This window comes from Streptomyces canus, assembly GCF_001514145.1.
Taxonomy (GTDB): domain Bacteria; phylum Actinomycetota; class Actinomycetes; order Streptomycetales; family Streptomycetaceae; genus Streptomyces; species Streptomyces canus.
In genome coordinates this window covers 304,259-319,756 of the sequence record NZ_KQ948664.1, presented here as the reverse complement: position 1 = coordinate 319,756, position 15,498 = coordinate 304,259, and the positions used below count along the sequence as shown (strand labels likewise).

Here is a 15,498-nt window from a genome sequence, read left to right as displayed (position 1 = left end):
GCCGCATGTCCCGCATCGGCCTCACCCCACCCGACTGGCTGATCCGGAACCTCCAACCGCAACAGGCACCCGTCAACTGGGCCGCCGTGGCCCGCGCGTCGATCGCGATGTCCCTCCCCCTGGCGATCGGCCTCTCGGTCGATCAGCCGGAGTACGGCGCCCTCGCCTCCATGGGCGCCCTGTCCGGGGTCATCGGCGACACCGCCGACGCGTACCGCATGCGGATCCTCAACATCGCGATTCCCCAGCTGTTCGGCGCGGTCGGCATCACGCTCGGTTCGCTGGTGTACGGCCACGGGTGGACCGCGGTCGTCGCGGTCACCTGCGTCGCCCTCGTCTCCGGGATGATCTCGACGATCGGCGCGGTCGCCTCGGTCTCGGGACTGCTGCTCCTGCTGAACTCCGTGGTGGGCGCGGGCCTGCCGATGCCGGGCGACTGGTGGCTGGCCCCGCTGCTGATGACCGGCGGCGGGCTCCTCGTCCTGCTGCTGGCCCTGCTCGCCTGGCCGCTCAGATCCGGGGTCCCGGAACGGACGGCGGTCGCGGCCACGTACCGGACGGTGGCCGACCTGATGGCCGCCTGCGGGCGCGCGGAGTACGACGAGGCACGGCACGCCGTCACCCAGTCCCTGAACCAGTCGTACGACCTCGTCCTGGCCCGGCGCGCCCGCCATCACGGCCGCAGTCCCGAACTGACCCGCCTGCTGGCCCAGTTGAACGCGATCACCCCGGTGGTGGAGGCGGCCCCTGCCGCCCACCTGTCCGGTGAGCCGCTGGCACCGGAGATCCCGGAGACGGTCCGCCATCTCGCCCGGGCGGTGGAGACCGGCTACACGGGCCCGATAGGCCTCGGCCTGCCCGTGCCGCTGTCGGAGACCGCCCGGGCCGTCGACCACGCCCTGCGCCACGCGGCCGAGGTCGTCGCCGTACCGGATGTGGACCCGCGCGGCATCGACGACCGCCTGGGCCGCCCGGCCGCGCTCGGCGTCCGGGCGGCCCGCGCCGCGCGGAACGTCGCCCTGTCGGCGGCGTCATGGCGTTACGGGCTGAGGCTGGCGTTGTGCATCGGGTCGGCCCAGGCGCTGGTCTCGATCGTCCCCGTCCCCCGCTCCTACTGGGTGGCCCTGACGATCACCTTCGTGCTGAAGCCGGACTTCGGCTCGGTGTTCTCGCGGGCGCTGCTGCGGGCGCTGGGCACGGTGGCGGGGCTCGTGGTCGCGGCGGCGGTGCTCTCGCAGGTGCCGCGCGGCGGGTGGGACGTCCTGGTGATGCTCCTGCTGGCCCCGCTGATCCCGGCGCTCACCCCTCGCGGCTACGGCTACCAGACGGCGGCGATCACCCCCGTGATCCTCCTGCTGTCGGACGTCCTCAACCACCAGGGCACGGCCCTGCTGATGCCCCGCCTGCTGGACTCCCTGATGGGCTGCGGAATCGCCCTGGTCGCGGGTTACCTGCTGTGGCCGGAGAGCTGGCACACACGGGTCGGCGACCGGCTCGCCGACGCGGTCGCCGACACGGCCCGCTATGTGGAGTCGGCGTTCGGGTCCGCCCCCGACCCCGCCGCCCGCGCCCGCATGCGCCGCCGCCTCTACCGCGACCTCTCGGTGATCCGCACGGAGTTCCAGCGCGCGCTGACCGAGCCGCCGCCCACCGGACGCCGGGCGGCGGCCTGGTGGCCGCTGGTCGTCGCGGTCGAGCGGATCGTGGACGCGACGACGGCGGCGAGGGTGCGGGTACGGCATGGGGCGGCCCGGCCGTCCGCCGCCGAGGTGGAGCAAGTGGTGCTCCAACTCCGCGAACTGGCGGACGGCTTGCGGAAGGTGGACGTGCTGTACGCGGTCAGGACGGACCTGACCGGACCGGCGGGCAGCGTGTTGGAGCCACTACGGCAGGAGGTGGCGGCAGCCAGGGCCGTCACCCAACCGTCCTAGCCGCGCCCACCCCCGGGCCCACAGCGGCACCGGTACCCCTGGGCAGTTTCGTTTGGATCACCGAGCCCGACTACATCGGGATGCCGTGCCACCGGTTCAGGCGGGTCATGCACCGCCCGTCGCTGTTGCGCTGCTGGTAGGTCCCGCAGTCGGGCACGTGTGTGGCTCCCCGAGGTGATCCGGATGGCCGAGGCCGCCAGGAAGGACGGGCGACGGCCGATGAGGTTTTCCGTGATCCGCAGTCAGAGCTCATGGCTGGTGCGCTGCAGCCGCGAGTGGGGGCGAAGCGTGCACCGACCGAATCTGCTGAGAACCGGACACGAGAAAATGAGGAGCCTTGGATGCGCACCCTGATCAGCACCGCTTTCATCTCGCTCGACGGCGTCGTGGAGGCCCCGGGCCGCGAGCCCGGTTACCGGAACTCCGGGTGGACCGCCAAGGACATCGAGTTCCTCCCCGAGGCATTCGACATCAAGGGCCGGGAGCAGAAGGAGGCCTCCGCGATGCTGATGGGCCGGACCAGCTACGAGGTGTTCAGCCCGGTGTGGCCCGACATGGAGGACTTCCCCGACTACAAGGTGATGCCGAAGTACGTCGTCTCCACCACCCTCACCGAGGACAACCTGGTGTCGAACTGGGGCGAAACGACGATCCTGCGCTCGCTCGACGACGTTGCCGCGCTGAAGGAGACCGAGGGCGGCCCGATCATCGTCCACGGCAGCGCCTCCCTGAACCAGGCCCTTTCGGACGCCGGCCTGATCGACCGTTACCACCTGCTCGTCTTCCCGCTCCTGCTCGGGGCGGGCAAGCGGCTCTTCAGCGCCACGGACAAGGACACCCAGAAGCTCAAGCTCGTCGAGCACGAGGTCTACGCCAACGGCCTGCAGAAGAACGTCTTCGACGTCTTCCGCTGAAAGGGCTCCCGCATTCGCCCTGCCGTCGCGTGCCCGGACGTGGCACTCGTCGGACCGACCTGCCCGGCGGACGTCGGATCAGCGGGCGGACCGGAGGAAGATGCCTGCGACGTGGAGTGCGGTGAGGTGGATGGTCGCGGTCTTTTCGTAGCGGGTGGCGATGCCGCGCCACTGCTTGAGGCGGTTGATGCACCGCTCGACCGTGTTGCGCTGTTTGTGGGCCGCGGTCGAAAGGCGGCGGCCTGCCACCCCGGCCACCCCGTCGCAGCCGGTGGCCACGCTGATCCGCCGGGACCGGGATCACCGCCTGGATGCCGCGCTCGCGCAGGTGGTCGCGGATCGCGCGGGATGAGTAGGCCTTGTCCGCCAGGACCACGTCCGGCCTGGTGCGCGGACGACCACGTCGTCGGGGAGCGCGCAGGCGGGCCATGACGTCGGTGAAGGCGGGCGCATCGCCGGCCTGTCCGGCGGTGAGAACGAACGCCAGGGGCCGGCAGAGGGCATCGGCTGCGAGGTGGATCTTGGTGGTCAGCCCGCCGGGGGACCGGCCGATGGCGTGGTCGGCCGGTTCGCCGGCCGGGGCCCTTCTTGCGGGCCCCGGCCGCGTGCTGGTGAGCTCGCACGAACGTGGAGCCCACCGACACGGCCCACGTCAGGTCCTCATCGGCGTCTGCCTGGGCCATCAAGTGTGGTGAAGACCCGTTCCCAGGTCCCGTCGACAGCCCACATCAGCAACCGGTTGTAGACGCCTCGCCAGTTGCCGTACCTCTCCGCTGGATTGACCCGCTGTGTCAACAAAAATGCCTAAACCCCGATGTCGTCCCCGTCCTTGCGCCACACCGCCACGACCGCCGGCCGCACGATCTTCCCCGGCCCGTCGGGCCACGTGCTCGCCGGCTTCTCCACCGTCGCGCCGCTGATCTCCCCCGGGTGCTGCACCGCCACCAGCACTCGCCGGTCCTGCACCAGCGGGCCGCAGGTCTCGGCTCCCGTCGGCACGGTCAGGAACTGCTTGAGCTCACCCCGCCGCTCCCCCTTCGTGGCGACCCCGAACAGTCCGTCGTGGGACCCCAGCTGGTTCCCGTCCGTGGAGATCCACAGGTTCCCGTGGGGATCGAAGGCCACGTTGTCCGGGCAGGAGATGGGGCTCACGGCGTCCTTCGGGAAGCCCGCGAAGTAGGTGGCGGGGTCCTCCGGGTCCCCGGCGACGAGGAACAGCGTCCAGGCGAACTTCGTGCTGTCGGCCCGGTTCCACCGCTCGGTGAGCTCGAGGATGTGCCCGTGCTTGTTGGCGTTGCGGGGGTTCGCCTCGTCGGCGGGGGCGTTCGTGCCGACACCGCGGTTGGTGTTGTTGGTGAGCGCGACGTACACCTTGCCCGAGTGCGGGTTCGGCTCGATGTCCTCGGGCCGGTCCATCTTGGTCGCCCCGACCTTGTCGCCGGCGAGCCGGGTGAAGACGCACACCTCGTCGGCGGTCATCCCCTCGACGTGTGACACGGCACCCTTCGCCGTGGCGGTGACCAGCGGGATCCACTCCCCGCCGCCGTCGAACTCCCCGTCGGCGGGAAGCTTCCCGGTCCCGTCGATCTCGAGGGCGGGGGAGTCACCGGTGAGGCGGGCGACGTACAGCGTCCCCTCGTCGAGCAGCGAGAGATTGTGCTCCCGCACGGCCCGACCACTACCGTGCTTCATCCGCTTGCTGCCGACGAACTTGTAGAAGTAGTCGAACCGCTCGTCGTCGCCGGAGTACACGACCGGCCGCCCGTCGTGCGTGAGCCGCACGGTCGCGCCCTCGTGCTTGAACCGGCCGAGCGCGGTGTGCTTGCGGGGCGCGGAGGAGGGGTCGTAGGGGTCGAGCTCGACGACGTACCCGAAGCGGTGCACCTCGTTGGGCTCCTGGGCGACGTCGAACCGCCTGTCGAACCGCTCCCACTTGCGCTCGCTGGCGCCCGTCCCGATCCCGTACCGCTTGTCCGTGGCCCGGCCGGCGTTGGCGAAGTACTGGTTGAAGTTCTCCTCGCCGTGGAGGGTGGTGCCCCAGGGGGTCGTGCCGCCGGAGCAGTTGTTGAGCGTGCCGAGAACCTTCCGGCCCGTGGGGTCGGCGGAGGTCCTGAGCAGGTCGGACCCGGCGGCGGGCCCGGTCAGCCGGAACTCGGTGGTGGCGGTGACGCGCCGGTTGAGGTGGTGCCGGGGTACGACGGTGAGCGCGCCGTTCTTCTTGTTCTCCTCCACGACGACGGCGGACAGCCCGTGCGCGGCCCAGGCGACCTCGACCTGCTCACGGGTGGGGGCGGCGGCGTCGTAGCCCCGGAACATCAGCACTTCGTCGGTGTACTCGTGGTTGGCGACGAGTATCTGCCGGCCGCGCTCGCCCGGGAGGGGCAGCAGCGCGAGGAAGTCGTTGTTGTACCCGAACTGGCCGGCCTGGGCGGTGGCCGTCTGCCGGTCCGGGTCGAAGGCGGGGGCGCCGCGCAGGATGGGCTCGCCCCAGCGGACGACGACGTTCTGGGAGTAGCCGGCCGGGACGGTCACGGTGTCGGCGGTGTTGGGCGCGACGGGGGTGAACCGGAGTCCACGGGCGGCCTTGCCCTTCGGCTTGGGCTTGGCCGTGGTCTGCTGGGCGGCGGCTTCGGCCGACGGGGCCGTGACGACGGTGCCCGCGGTGCCGGCGGCAGCGGCGACCGTCACGACGGCGGCGGCGCGCAGCATCGAGCGGCGGCTGAGCGCGGTGGCGATGACGTCGCCGACGTACGGGTTGGAAGAGGTGTTGGGCGCCGGGTGGAAACAGGCGTCACCACACCGGAAACGACAGGTCAGGGCGGACCGTCCATGGACGGTGTTGATCAACGGCAGCTGTACGCGCACTTTTGCTCTCCCCTTGCTTCCCCTTGAAGCTCGCTTGACGGACGGTAGGTGTGCGTCCGTGCGAGAACGGGGCGGGGCGGTGAACGGTGCATGAACCGGGGGTGGACGTAGCGGAGTTGACGCCGCGCGCGGGTGAAGTCCGGAAGTAGGTCTTGACGCCCGGAGCCCTGTGCACCCGCCCCTGCCGAAGATCGCCTTCCGGGGCCGCTAACCTTACGTGTCCGTCCTGGCCAGGGATTGACGGGCTACAACTCATGCGAAGGGTTGCGCACATGGGCATTCTCACTCTCCTGCGGAACGCGTTCGGCGGCCGATCACGCAAGGGGGCTGCCACCGAGGCAGAGGGTGCGGAGACGACTCCTTCGCAGGAGACGGCACCGAAGGTCCCCTCTCCGGCACCCGAGCCGACGCCCGCGAAGGCGGCTACGGTCCCCGAACCTCGTACCTCCACCCTCTCCACGTCCTCCGAGCACGAACTGGTCGCAGCGGCCTTCGACAAGGCGGCGGCCTCCAAGCCGACGCCTTCGGCGGAGACGCCGGCGACCCCGAAGAACGCGGAGATCCCGACCCAGCCGGTCGGGGACGATGCGGCGCCTGAGACGCCGGTGGCCGAGGAATCGACGCCGGAGGAGCCGGTGGCGAAGGACGTGACCGTCCCGGAGACCGCCGCCGAGGAGCCTGCTACCGAGGAACCCGCCGCTGAAGAGCCGGTGGCGACGGACGCGGCCGTACAAGAGCCGGCCCCTGCCGCGGTGGCGGAAGAGAAGCCGCTGGTGGCGGAGGTCGCACCGGAGCCGGAGCCGGTCGTCAAGCTTGAGCCGGAAGCCACCCCGGAACCCGAGACGAAGCCCGAACCGGCGGCAGAGGTCACTCCCGACTCCGCCGTCGAGCCCGAGGCAGAGCCGGTCGCCGAGGCGGAGCCGGATTCCGTCCAGGAGCCCGAGCCCGAGCCCGTCGCCGTCGAAGCGGCGCAGCCGGTCGCCGAGGTCACGCCCGAGCCCGAGCCGGCTTCCGACCCGGAGCCCGAGACCGTCGTAGAACCGGAGCCGCAGCCGGCCGCCGAGGTCACCCCGGAGCCGGAACCGGAACCGGCCGTCGCCCCCGAAACCCCGGCCCCCGCGGCAGCGGACGACGCACTCGCGGCCGCCGAGGGCGAGGACAAGGCCGTCACGGATGGTGCCGGTGGGAACGACCCCGCCGTACCCCCCACCCTCCGCACCGCCTACACCGCCGCCGCCACGGCCCTCACCACCCACGAGCTCACCGGCACCACCGCCACGACCTACCTCGTGCTCGACCGCTCGGCGAGCATGCGCCCGTACTACAAGGACGGCTCCGCCCAGGCGCTCGGCGAGCAGACCCTCGCCCTCGCCGCCCACCTGGACCCCGAGTCCAAGGTCCACGTGGTCTTCTTCTCCACCGAACTCGACGGCACCGGCGAGCTCACCCTCACCGACCACGAGAACAAGATCGACGACCTCCACGCGGGCCTCGGCCGCATGGGCCGTACCAGCTACCACGCGGCCGTCGAGGAAGTCCTCGCGCACCACACCAAGAACTCCCCCGACACCCCCGCCCTGGTCGTCTTCCAGACCGACGGCGCCCCGGACGCGAAGACCCCCGCCACCCAGGCCCTCACGGAGGCGGCGAAGACCCACCCCACGGTCTTCTTCTCCTTCGTCGCCTTCGGTGACCCGGAGAACAAGGCCTTCGACTACCTCCGCAAGCTCAAGCTCCCCAACACGTCCCACTTCCTCGCGGGCGAGACCCCGAAGGAACTCACGGACGCGGAGATCTACGAGGGCATCCTGGCGAACTGGCGCCCGTAACCCCCGAAGATCACCACAGCTCACCACCGGGCCGCCCCCTTCCCCTCGCGTAAAACGGGAAGCGGGCGGCCCACCCATGTCGGATACGATTTCAAGACTCGCGAAACGACTCACCCGCACGACCAACCTGGGAGCAGCCCCCGATGGCTCGACACCTCATCACCAGCGCCCTTCCGTACATCAACGGGATCAAGCACCTGGGCAACATGGTGGGGTCCATGCTCCCGGCGGACGTCTACTCCCGTTACCTGCGCCAGCGCGGCCACGACGTCCTCTACATCTGCGCGACGGACGAGCACGGCACCCCGGCCGAGCTGGCCGCGAAGGAGCAGGGCCTGCCGGTCGACGAGTTCTGCGCGCAGGCGCACGACGCCCAGAAGGCGGTCTATGACGGCTTCGCGCTGGCCTTCGACTACTTCGGCCGCAGCTCCAGCGAGCAGAACGTCGAGATCACCCAGCACTTCGCCCGCCGCCTGAACGAGAACGGCTTCATCGAAGAACGCGCGATCCGTCAGGTCTACTCGCCCACCGACGGCCGTTTCCTCCCGGACCGCTATGTCGAGGGCACCTGCCCGCACTGCGGCTACGACAAGGCCCGCGGCGACCAGTGCGAGAACTGCACGCGCGTCCTGGACCCGACCGACCTGATCAACCCGCGCTCGGCGATCTCCGGCTCCACCGACCTCGAGGTCCGGGAGACCAAGCACCTCTTCCTGCTCCAGTCGAAGCTGCAGCACGAGGTCGAGGAGTGGGTGGCCGCGCACGAGGAGGAGTGGCCGCAGCTCGCCGCCTCCATCGCCCGCAAGTGGCTCAACGAAGGCCTGCACGACCGCGCGATCACCCGTGACCTGGACTGGGGCGTCCCCGTCCCGTCCGACACGTGGCCGGAGCTGGCCGCGGAGGGCAAGGTCTTCTACGTCTGGTTCGACGCCCCGATCGAGTACATCGGCGCGACGAAGGAGTGGGCGGACCTGGACCCGGAGAACCGGGACTGGAAGTCGTGGTGGTACGACGTCGACACCGACGTCCGTTACACGCAGTTCATGGCGAAGGACAACGTCCCCTTCCACACGGTGATGTTCCCGGCGACCGAGCTCGGTGTACGCGAGCCGTGGAAGAAGGTCGACTACGTCAAGGCCTTCAACTGGCTGACGTACTACGGCGGGAAGTTCTCCACCTCCCAGAAGCGGGGTGTCTTCACCGACCAGGCCCTGGACATCCTGCCGGCCGACTACTGGCGGTACTTCCTGATCGCCAACGCCCCGGAGTCGGACGACTCGTCCTTCACCTGGGAGCACTTCACGGCGACGGTGAACAAGGACCTGGCCGACACCCTCGGCAACTTCGTCAACCGCGTCCTGTCCTTCTCGAAGAAGCGCTTCGGCGAGGAGGTCCCGGCGGGCGGCGAGCCGGGCGAGGCCGAGGCGAAGCTGGGCGAGGAGATCGCCCGCCTCCTCGCGGAGTACGAGTCCCAGATGGAGGCGCTCCAGTTCCGCAAGGCCGCGGCGGCGCTGCGCGCCCTGTGGTCGGCGGGCAACTCCTACCTGGAGGAGAAGGCCCCCTGGCTGGAGATCAAGACGGACAAGGACGGCGCGGCACTGACCCTGCGCACGGCGATGAACCTGATCCACCTGTACGCGGTGGTCTCGGAACCGTTCATCCCCGCGACCTCGGCCGCCATGCGCCAGGCCTTCGCCCTCAAGGACGACACGGCCACCTGGATCACCGCCGACGAGGCCCGCACCCTGACCGCCCTCACCCCCGGCATCCCCTTCACGGTCCCCCCGGTCCTCTTCGCCAAGCTGACCGACGAGGACCTGGAGACGTACAAGGAGCGCTTCGGCGGCTCCCCGGAGTAGCCCCGGAGCAGTCCCCGAGCAGTCCGGATACCGACCCGGGCATCGCCGTGTCCGCGCCAAGCCGTATGGTTTGCGCCATGGCAGTGCCCGGGGTCATTCCTGTCGCGTACGAGCCGAAGCACCGCACCGAGACGATCGGGCGGTATGCGGAGGGTCAGTTCCTGGCGTCGATCACATATGCCTTCCCCGAGGGGTTCCACCTCGAGGAGGGCTGGGAAGAGCAGAAGCGCCTCTACGCGGTCCTGCACACCTTCGACACCGAGGGCAATTACCGCGACTCGGACATCTGGTGCGCCGGCACCTGGGCCGAACAACAACGCGACCCGAGCGGTGACGCCTCCCCGCTGACCCGCGCCCAGGTCCACCGGGGAACCCTGCTGCGCAGCCTCCCCCGCCGCTCCTACACGGACATCGCGATCCGTCCCTTCAGCATCACCCATGAGGGCGTCCGCTTCGGTCTGGTGATCCGCGAGGACGAGGGCGAGCAGTGGGCAGAGCTCTACCCGGACCGCCTCGCCTTCGCGGAACCGTGGGACGGGACCTACGACACCTGAGCTAGGAGAGCACCCCGGCGCCCGTCGTCGTGGCCAGCGACATCGGCAGGTTCTTCACCAGGGATGCCGACGACTCCAGGCCGGTCGTCAGGGTCGGGGTCCAGTTCACGCTCGTCTTCAGATCCTTCGAGGACGCGGCGTTGTAGGCCGCGACCAGGTCCGTCGCCGTGCCGTTGACCAGGTTGCCGGAGCCCGCGATCGCGCCCGTGCCGTCGCCGCTGAGGAGCTTCGACACCTTCACCGTGGAGGGGACCTTCCAGTAGTTGTCCGCGGCGACGACCTGGGCCTTGGCGCGGGAGTTGATGCTGTACTGCAGCGCGTAGCCGTTCAGGGTCGTGACGTCGTAGTAGTTGTTGTAGATGTGGATCTGGCCGACACGGGCCAGCGGGGCGCGCTGGACGATGCCCTTCCAGACGTTGTGGTGGATGGAGACGCGCAGCTTGCCCGCGGGCTCGCTGTCGCTGCTGCCGATCAGCATCGTCTTGTCGTGGTTGGTGAACTGGTTGCGGGAGACGGTCACCAGGTCCGAGCTCTTGGTGATGTCCAGCGCCCCGTCGTGGATCTGGTACTCGCGGCCGTAGTGCTTCGGGTTGGCGGAGTCCAGGTGCGGCGCGTCCGTGAACGTGTTGTGGTCCGCCCACACATGGGTCGCACCGCGCAGTGTCACCGAGTCGTAGTTCGAGTTCCAGTTGCCGGAGTCGCCGTCCGTCGGGTCCCACTGCGGGAAGCAGTCCTCGGTGGCGGAGAAGGTGAGGTTGCGGACGATGACGTTGTCCACGTTCTGGATCTGGAGCATGCCGCCGGAGATTCCGGCCTTGGTGCCCGGCTCCCCCACGATCGTGGTGTTCGCGGGCACCTTGAAGACGATGTTCGCGGCCTGCTTCTTCTGCGCGGCCACGCGCGCGGTCTCCTGCGTGCCCGACGGCAGCTTGGAGCGGCCGTAGGTGGCGGGGTCGTACGCCTTCAGGTACGACGTCAGCGCATAACCCGTGCCGGACGCGTAGTCGGCGCAGGTCAGCTTCTTGCCGGCGGCGTCCGTGTTGGCGTCGATCGTGCCCTTGACCTTGATGATCCGCGGGGTGGTCTCGGACGCCGACCCCAGCGCCTTCACCAGCTGTGCCCGGGTGGAGACGGTGAAGGTGTGCGCGGAGTCGGCCTTCGTGCCGCCGGTGGTGCCCGCGCCGGAGGACGCCCAGCCGTCCTTCGCGGCGAGCGTCTGGTGGTACAGGTCCACGGCCTGGGCGTTCGCGTTCATCACGACGGCACCGGCACCGACGCCCGCGGCCACCACGGCGGCGGAGACGACCAGGGTGCGGCGGGTGCGGAGAGAGCGGCGGTGGGAGGCAGAGGGCACGGGGATTCCTTACATGCGGGGGTGGGACATGTGCGTTTCGTGAAGCACCCGTGAAGGGCGCTTCCGTCCTCAAGTAGCCGCCGGAATCAGGGAGGTTGCCGCCACGGAAAGTTTTTCCCGTGCAAGGAGGACGGTTCAGAAAATCCCGTCGCCGCCCGCGCCCGCCGCGTCGGCCACCAGCGCCGTCTTCCACCACGGCCGGCTGTACCAGCCGCCCGGGACACGTCGGCCGCCGACGACACCGCCCGGGTAGTAGTAGGGCGTCGCCCCGCCGGGGCGGTCGGAGACGGCGTACGTGCGGTCGTCGACCGTGACCCGGCCGTCCCGGGCCGTGACGGTGGCCGCACCGAGGTCCGGCAGGGTGGGACCGGGGTCGAGGCCGAGCGCGGTGCGCGCGCCGCGGACGTAGTAGAGACCCTCGACGGCGGTCTGCCTCACCATCGCGTACTGCGCGGGCGAGCCGGCGGCGGCGAGTTGCCCGCGCGCGGCCCGGTACCGCTCGTTCGCGTCGGCCAGCGCCTGCCCCGCGGCCTTGTCGCCGCCGGCGTCCGGCGTGGACAGACTCCCGCCGAGCCGCTCGACCCACCGCTCGGCCTCGGCCCGTGCGTCGAAGTCCGTCGCCGGCACCAGCGGCACCACCCCGGCCCCGCCGGCCGCACGCCGCTGCACGGCCACCGCGGCGGCCGCCCCGGCAATCAGCACCAGTGCGAGCAGCACCATGAAAACCATCGGTTCCTCCAGCGTGTCAGCAGGTCGACGCGACCTCCTGCCCCCTATGACACGCCTCCGCGCTATGCGGAGACACCGAGGAACCTGTGCGCCCCCCATGGGATGTCCATGGCGGTGGCGGAGCGCTTTTTACCTTCCTATAAGGTTTGCCGACTTCCTAGGAGAGGACCAGCGTTGGGCAGACACGCCCCGAGACGAGCGGCACGTACGACCCTCGTCTCCGCCCTGGCCGTAACGGTGGCGGCCGGCTCGATCACCCTGTTCTCCAGCACCGAGGACACCGGCGCGCAGGCTGCCACGACCGCCACGGCCGCCACCACCGAGATCGTCCTGGACGATCCCCGCAGCACCACCCCCCGCGCCGAACGGCTGCTCGCCGCGGGCGCGACCGGCTATCTGCACCGCCAGTCGGGGGTCGCCGGCCTCCTGTGGACGGACTACGAGGACGGCGTCACCGTCCCCGTCGAGGGCCCGTCCGGGGTCTACCAGCCGACCACCGCCACCTGCTACGACATCTCCACGCGCTGCGTCTCGGGCGTGTTCGGCCAAGCCGCGGACACCGTGGCACTGCCCGACCGGACCTACGGCGACCCGGTGTCGCTGTGGAGCCCGGGCGGCGGCGCCCTCAGGACCCTCGACCTGCGCCAGTCGGCCACCCGCGTCGGCACCTACGGCGACACCACCGTCACTGTCGAGTGGAACGGCGTCGTCGACGGCGAGCAGCTGGCCGGCTACCGGCTGCACCTCGTCGACCTCGTCGACGGCAAGCAGCGCGACCGCCTGGTCACCGGCTTCCCGGCCGACGCGTACTGGGAGGTGAACTTCGCGCGCACCGGCGACGAGAACGGCTCCCTGCTGACCTACCCGGACCGCGACGAGAACGGCGACCTCACGTCGTACACCGTCGGCTACCTCGACTTCGCCACCGCCGAGCTGACCCCGGTCTTCACCGGTCTGTCCCGGGAGACGGTGCCGGAAGTCGTGCTCAGCGACGACCGCGTCGGCTGGTACACGGAGGCCTCCGGCCTGCACCTCAAGCCCCGCACCGACCTGACCGCGGCCGAGACGACCCCGGTGGCCGGCGAGGACCTGGCCGGCACCCCGGTCCCCGTCCTGGTCGGCGACTGGCTGGTCCTCGCCACCAACAACGGCGCCGTCCGGGCCGTCTCGCTGACCGACGGCACCAAGAAGACCCTGCTGACCTGGTCGTACGGCACCCCCGTGGCCGCCCCCGACGGCACCGCGCTGGTCACCGGCGGCGCGGATGCCGCCAACTGGTGGATCCAGCGGATCGTCCCGGGCGCGGACGGCACCCCGCAGCTGAAGCAGCTCTCCAAGGTGCCCCCGCTGGAGAACGCCAAGACGGGCCTGGCCCTGAGCCGGGGCAGCCTGCGGGTGGCCGAGGACAGTTCCACGAGTTCCATGGACACGACCTCGGTCCGCACCCTCAGCACCGACGGCAGCACCGAGCTGACCGCCTCCGCGGCCACGGACGGCGACTCGATCTCCGCGAAGTGCCCCTATCCGGGCACCAGCTGCTCCGCCCTGTGGGGCAACAGCGTCGCGGAGCCCGAGGACGTCTTCCTCAACACCTTCGCCGACGTCAACGAGGGCGGCAGCGGCCTGGAGAACGCCGACCAGCTGGTCGCCATCCACGACGGCTGGTCCAACCACACGCTGACGTACGGCACCCAGGGCGGCGCGATCGTCGACGTGTCCGACAACTACGCCGTCTACAACTCGGGCGGTGCGACACCGACGCAGTACGTCGGCGAGTTCGGCTACGGCGACCCGCTCAAGCGCTCGGTCCGCGCCGCCGCCCTCAACGGCTCCACGCTCTGGAGCGCGACCACGACCCCCGGCAGGCTGACCTCGTACAGCCTGACCACGAGGAAGACCCTCTCCACGGTCGACGTCCCGGGCCTCGGCTGTGTGCCGAGCGAGCTCCAGGCGGCGGGCCGCTGGGTGTACTGGTCCTGCGGCGGCACCTCGGCGGGCGTCTACGACAGCAAGGCCGCCAAGTCCGTCGCCGTCACCCCCGGTGACGTCCTGCTCGGCGACGGCTTCACGGTCCGCCACGACCACGAGGGCGACCAGCTGGTCCTGACGGACACGACGACGGGCACCACCCGCGTGGTCGCCTCCGGCCTGCCCGACTCGGGTCTCGCCGTGGACCGCCGCTTCCGGTGGACGGTCGACGAGTACACGGGTCTGGTCGCCTGGTTCGACACGTTCGAGCAGACGCATGTGGCCACCACCGGTGTCACCCCGTCCGCGGTGACGGCGTTCCGCACGGAGGCCGAAGGCTATGTGGAGCCCGGCTCCACGACCGCCTGGACCGGCCGGTGGGAGCTGTCCCGTCCGGTCACCTCCTGGTCCCTGACCTTCACCTCGGTGCAGAGCGGCGCGACCGGCAGGGCCACTCGCACGATCACCGGCGGCGCGGCCTCGGCGGACGTGACGGCGAACTGGAACGGCAAGACGTCGAACGGGATCCCCTTCCCTCACGGCGAGTTCACCTGGACGCTGAAGGCGACCGGCCTGGGCACGGCCGCCCCGGTCACGGTGACGAGCGGCGAGGGCTACCTGTTGCACGGCTCGGCGGTCCGCCACGACTTCGTCAGCCCCGACGGCCCGGACGGGCGCGGCGACCTGCTCACCCTCAACTCCTCCGGCGGCCTGACCTTCCACAGCGGCAGCGGCACGGGCAGGTTCAGCGAGAAGGTCAGCGCCGGCGGCTGGCCCACCACCATCAAGGCGATCCCCTTCGGCGACCTGAGCGGTGACCGCTGCAACGACGTCCTGGTCCGGCTGAGCAGCGGCGCCCTGCGCCTGTACAAGCCCGGTTGCGGAGCGGCGGTCAAGCCGTCGACGTCGTACACCTCACTCGGCACCAGCGGCTGGAACCAGTACGACGTCCTGACCTCGCCCGGTGACCTCAGCGGCGACGGCCGCCCCGACCTGATCGCGCGAGGGGCGTCCACCGGCACGGTCTACCTCTACAAGGGCACCAGCACCGGCAAGCTCTCCGCGCGCGTGAAGCTCTACGACAACTGGAAGGGCTACAAGAAGATCGTCGGCGCCGGCGACCTGAACGGCGACGGCATCGGCGACCTGCTGGCCCAGGACACGTCCAACACCCTGTACCGCTACTACGGCACCGGCCAGGGCACCTTCAAGACCCGCGCGAAGCTGTTCACCAATTGGGGCGGCTCCTACAACGCCATCGTCGGCGTCGGGGACATCACCGACGACGGCAGGGCGGACCTGATCTCCCGCGACACCGGCGGCACCGTGTGGCGCAACAGCGGTGACGGCAAGGGGTCGTTCGGAGCGAGGGTGAAGATCGCGACCGGTTTCAGCAGCTACAAGTTCCTTTCGTAGAGGGGGATTTCACCGGCGGTGAATCAGCCGAAGGCGCCCGGGACCGTGCGGTCCCGGGCGCCTTCGTGCGTGGTCGCGG

9 protein-coding genes and 1 pseudogene are annotated in these 15,498 nt (G+C 70.4%); 6 read left to right on the top strand and 4 right to left on the bottom strand.

The window, feature by feature from the left end; all coding sequences use genetic code 11:
• Window positions 1-5: 5 nt before the first annotated feature.
• A complete protein-coding gene (locus AQJ46_RS28470) occupies window positions 6-1,931 on the top strand; it encodes an FUSC family protein (RefSeq protein ID WP_059208271.1) in 1,926 nt (641 codons plus the stop codon).
• 341 nt (window positions 1,932-2,272) lie between these two features.
• Entirely contained in the window at window positions 2,273-2,845 is a 573-nt protein-coding gene (locus AQJ46_RS28465) for a dihydrofolate reductase family protein (protein ID WP_059208270.1), read from the top strand.
• A gap of 78 nt (window positions 2,846-2,923) precedes the next feature.
• Here AQJ46_RS28465 and AQJ46_RS52535 read toward each other — a convergent pair.
• Together AQJ46_RS52535 and AQJ46_RS28455 are read right to left on the bottom strand one after the other, a co-directional pair.
• A pseudogene (locus AQJ46_RS52535) lies at window positions 2,924-3,583 on the bottom strand (IS5 family transposase); the annotation flags it as partial.
• Window positions 3,584-3,649: 66 nt separating this feature from the next.
• A complete protein-coding gene (locus tag AQJ46_RS28455; protein WP_059208269.1) occupies window positions 3,650-5,710 on the bottom strand; it encodes a PhoX family protein in 2,061 nt (686 codons plus the stop codon).
• A gap of 272 nt (window positions 5,711-5,982) precedes the next feature.
• On the opposite strand from AQJ46_RS28455, the gene AQJ46_RS28450 reads away from it, so the two are divergent.
• The 3 genes from AQJ46_RS28450 to AQJ46_RS28440 all read left to right on the top strand — a co-directional run bounded on the left by AQJ46_RS28450 (window position 5,983) and on the right by AQJ46_RS28440 (window position 9,952).
• The gene (locus AQJ46_RS28450) at window positions 5,983-7,539 is read left to right on the top strand and encodes a VWA domain-containing protein (RefSeq protein ID WP_059208268.1); all 1,557 of its coding nucleotides are present in this window, start codon (window positions 5,983-5,985) and stop codon (window positions 7,537-7,539) included.
• A 143-nt stretch (window positions 7,540-7,682) separates the two neighbouring features.
• A complete protein-coding gene (gene metG, locus AQJ46_RS28445) occupies window positions 7,683-9,398 on the top strand; it encodes a methionine--tRNA ligase (protein ID WP_059208267.1) in 1,716 nt (571 codons plus the stop codon).
• Between the two features lie 77 nt (window positions 9,399-9,475).
• Window positions 9,476-9,952, top strand: a complete 477-nt coding sequence (locus AQJ46_RS28440) for a hypothetical protein (RefSeq protein WP_059208266.1) — start codon at window positions 9,476-9,478, stop codon at window positions 9,950-9,952.
• 1 nt (window position 9,953) lies between these two features.
• Here the strand turns inward: AQJ46_RS28440 and AQJ46_RS28435 are convergent, their stop codons facing one another.
• Both AQJ46_RS28435 and AQJ46_RS28430 read right to left on the bottom strand, forming a co-directional pair.
• Complete coding sequence (locus AQJ46_RS28435; protein WP_059208265.1) at window positions 9,954-11,306, bottom strand: pectate lyase family protein; 1,353 nt, start codon at window positions 11,304-11,306, stop codon at window positions 9,954-9,956.
• Between the two features lie 135 nt (window positions 11,307-11,441).
• On the bottom strand, window positions 11,442-12,035 hold the full coding sequence (locus AQJ46_RS28430; protein ID WP_059208264.1) for a hypothetical protein: 594 nt from the start codon (window positions 12,033-12,035) through the stop codon (window positions 11,442-11,444).
• A gap of 174 nt (window positions 12,036-12,209) precedes the next feature.
• Between AQJ46_RS28430 and AQJ46_RS28425 the strand changes: the two genes are divergently transcribed.
• Complete coding sequence (locus AQJ46_RS28425) at window positions 12,210-15,419, top strand: FG-GAP repeat domain-containing protein (protein WP_159064054.1); 3,210 nt, start codon at window positions 12,210-12,212, stop codon at window positions 15,417-15,419.
• The last annotated feature ends 79 nt before the right edge of the window (window positions 15,420-15,498 follow it).

What these genes read in the sequence shown, in the direction of transcription:
- AQJ46_RS28470 (WP_059208271.1), top strand. Translation starts at nt 6, where the DNA reads ATGTCCCGCATCGGCCTCACCCCACCCGACTGGCTGATCCGGAACCTC.
- AQJ46_RS28465 (WP_059208270.1), top strand. Translation starts at nt 2,273, where the DNA reads ATGCGCACCCTGATCAGCACCGCTTTCATCTCGCTCGACGGCGTCGTG.
- AQJ46_RS28450 (WP_059208268.1), top strand. Translation starts at nt 5,983, where the DNA reads ATGGGCATTCTCACTCTCCTGCGGAACGCGTTCGGCGGCCGATCACGC.
- metG (WP_059208267.1), top strand. Translation starts at nt 7,683, where the DNA reads ATGGCTCGACACCTCATCACCAGCGCCCTTCCGTACATCAACGGGATC.
- AQJ46_RS28440 (WP_059208266.1), top strand. Translation starts at nt 9,476, where the DNA reads ATGGCAGTGCCCGGGGTCATTCCTGTCGCGTACGAGCCGAAGCACCGC.
- AQJ46_RS28430 (WP_059208264.1), bottom strand. Translation starts at nt 12,035, where the DNA reads ATGGTTTTCATGGTGCTGCTCGCACTGGTGCTGATTGCCGGGGCGGCC.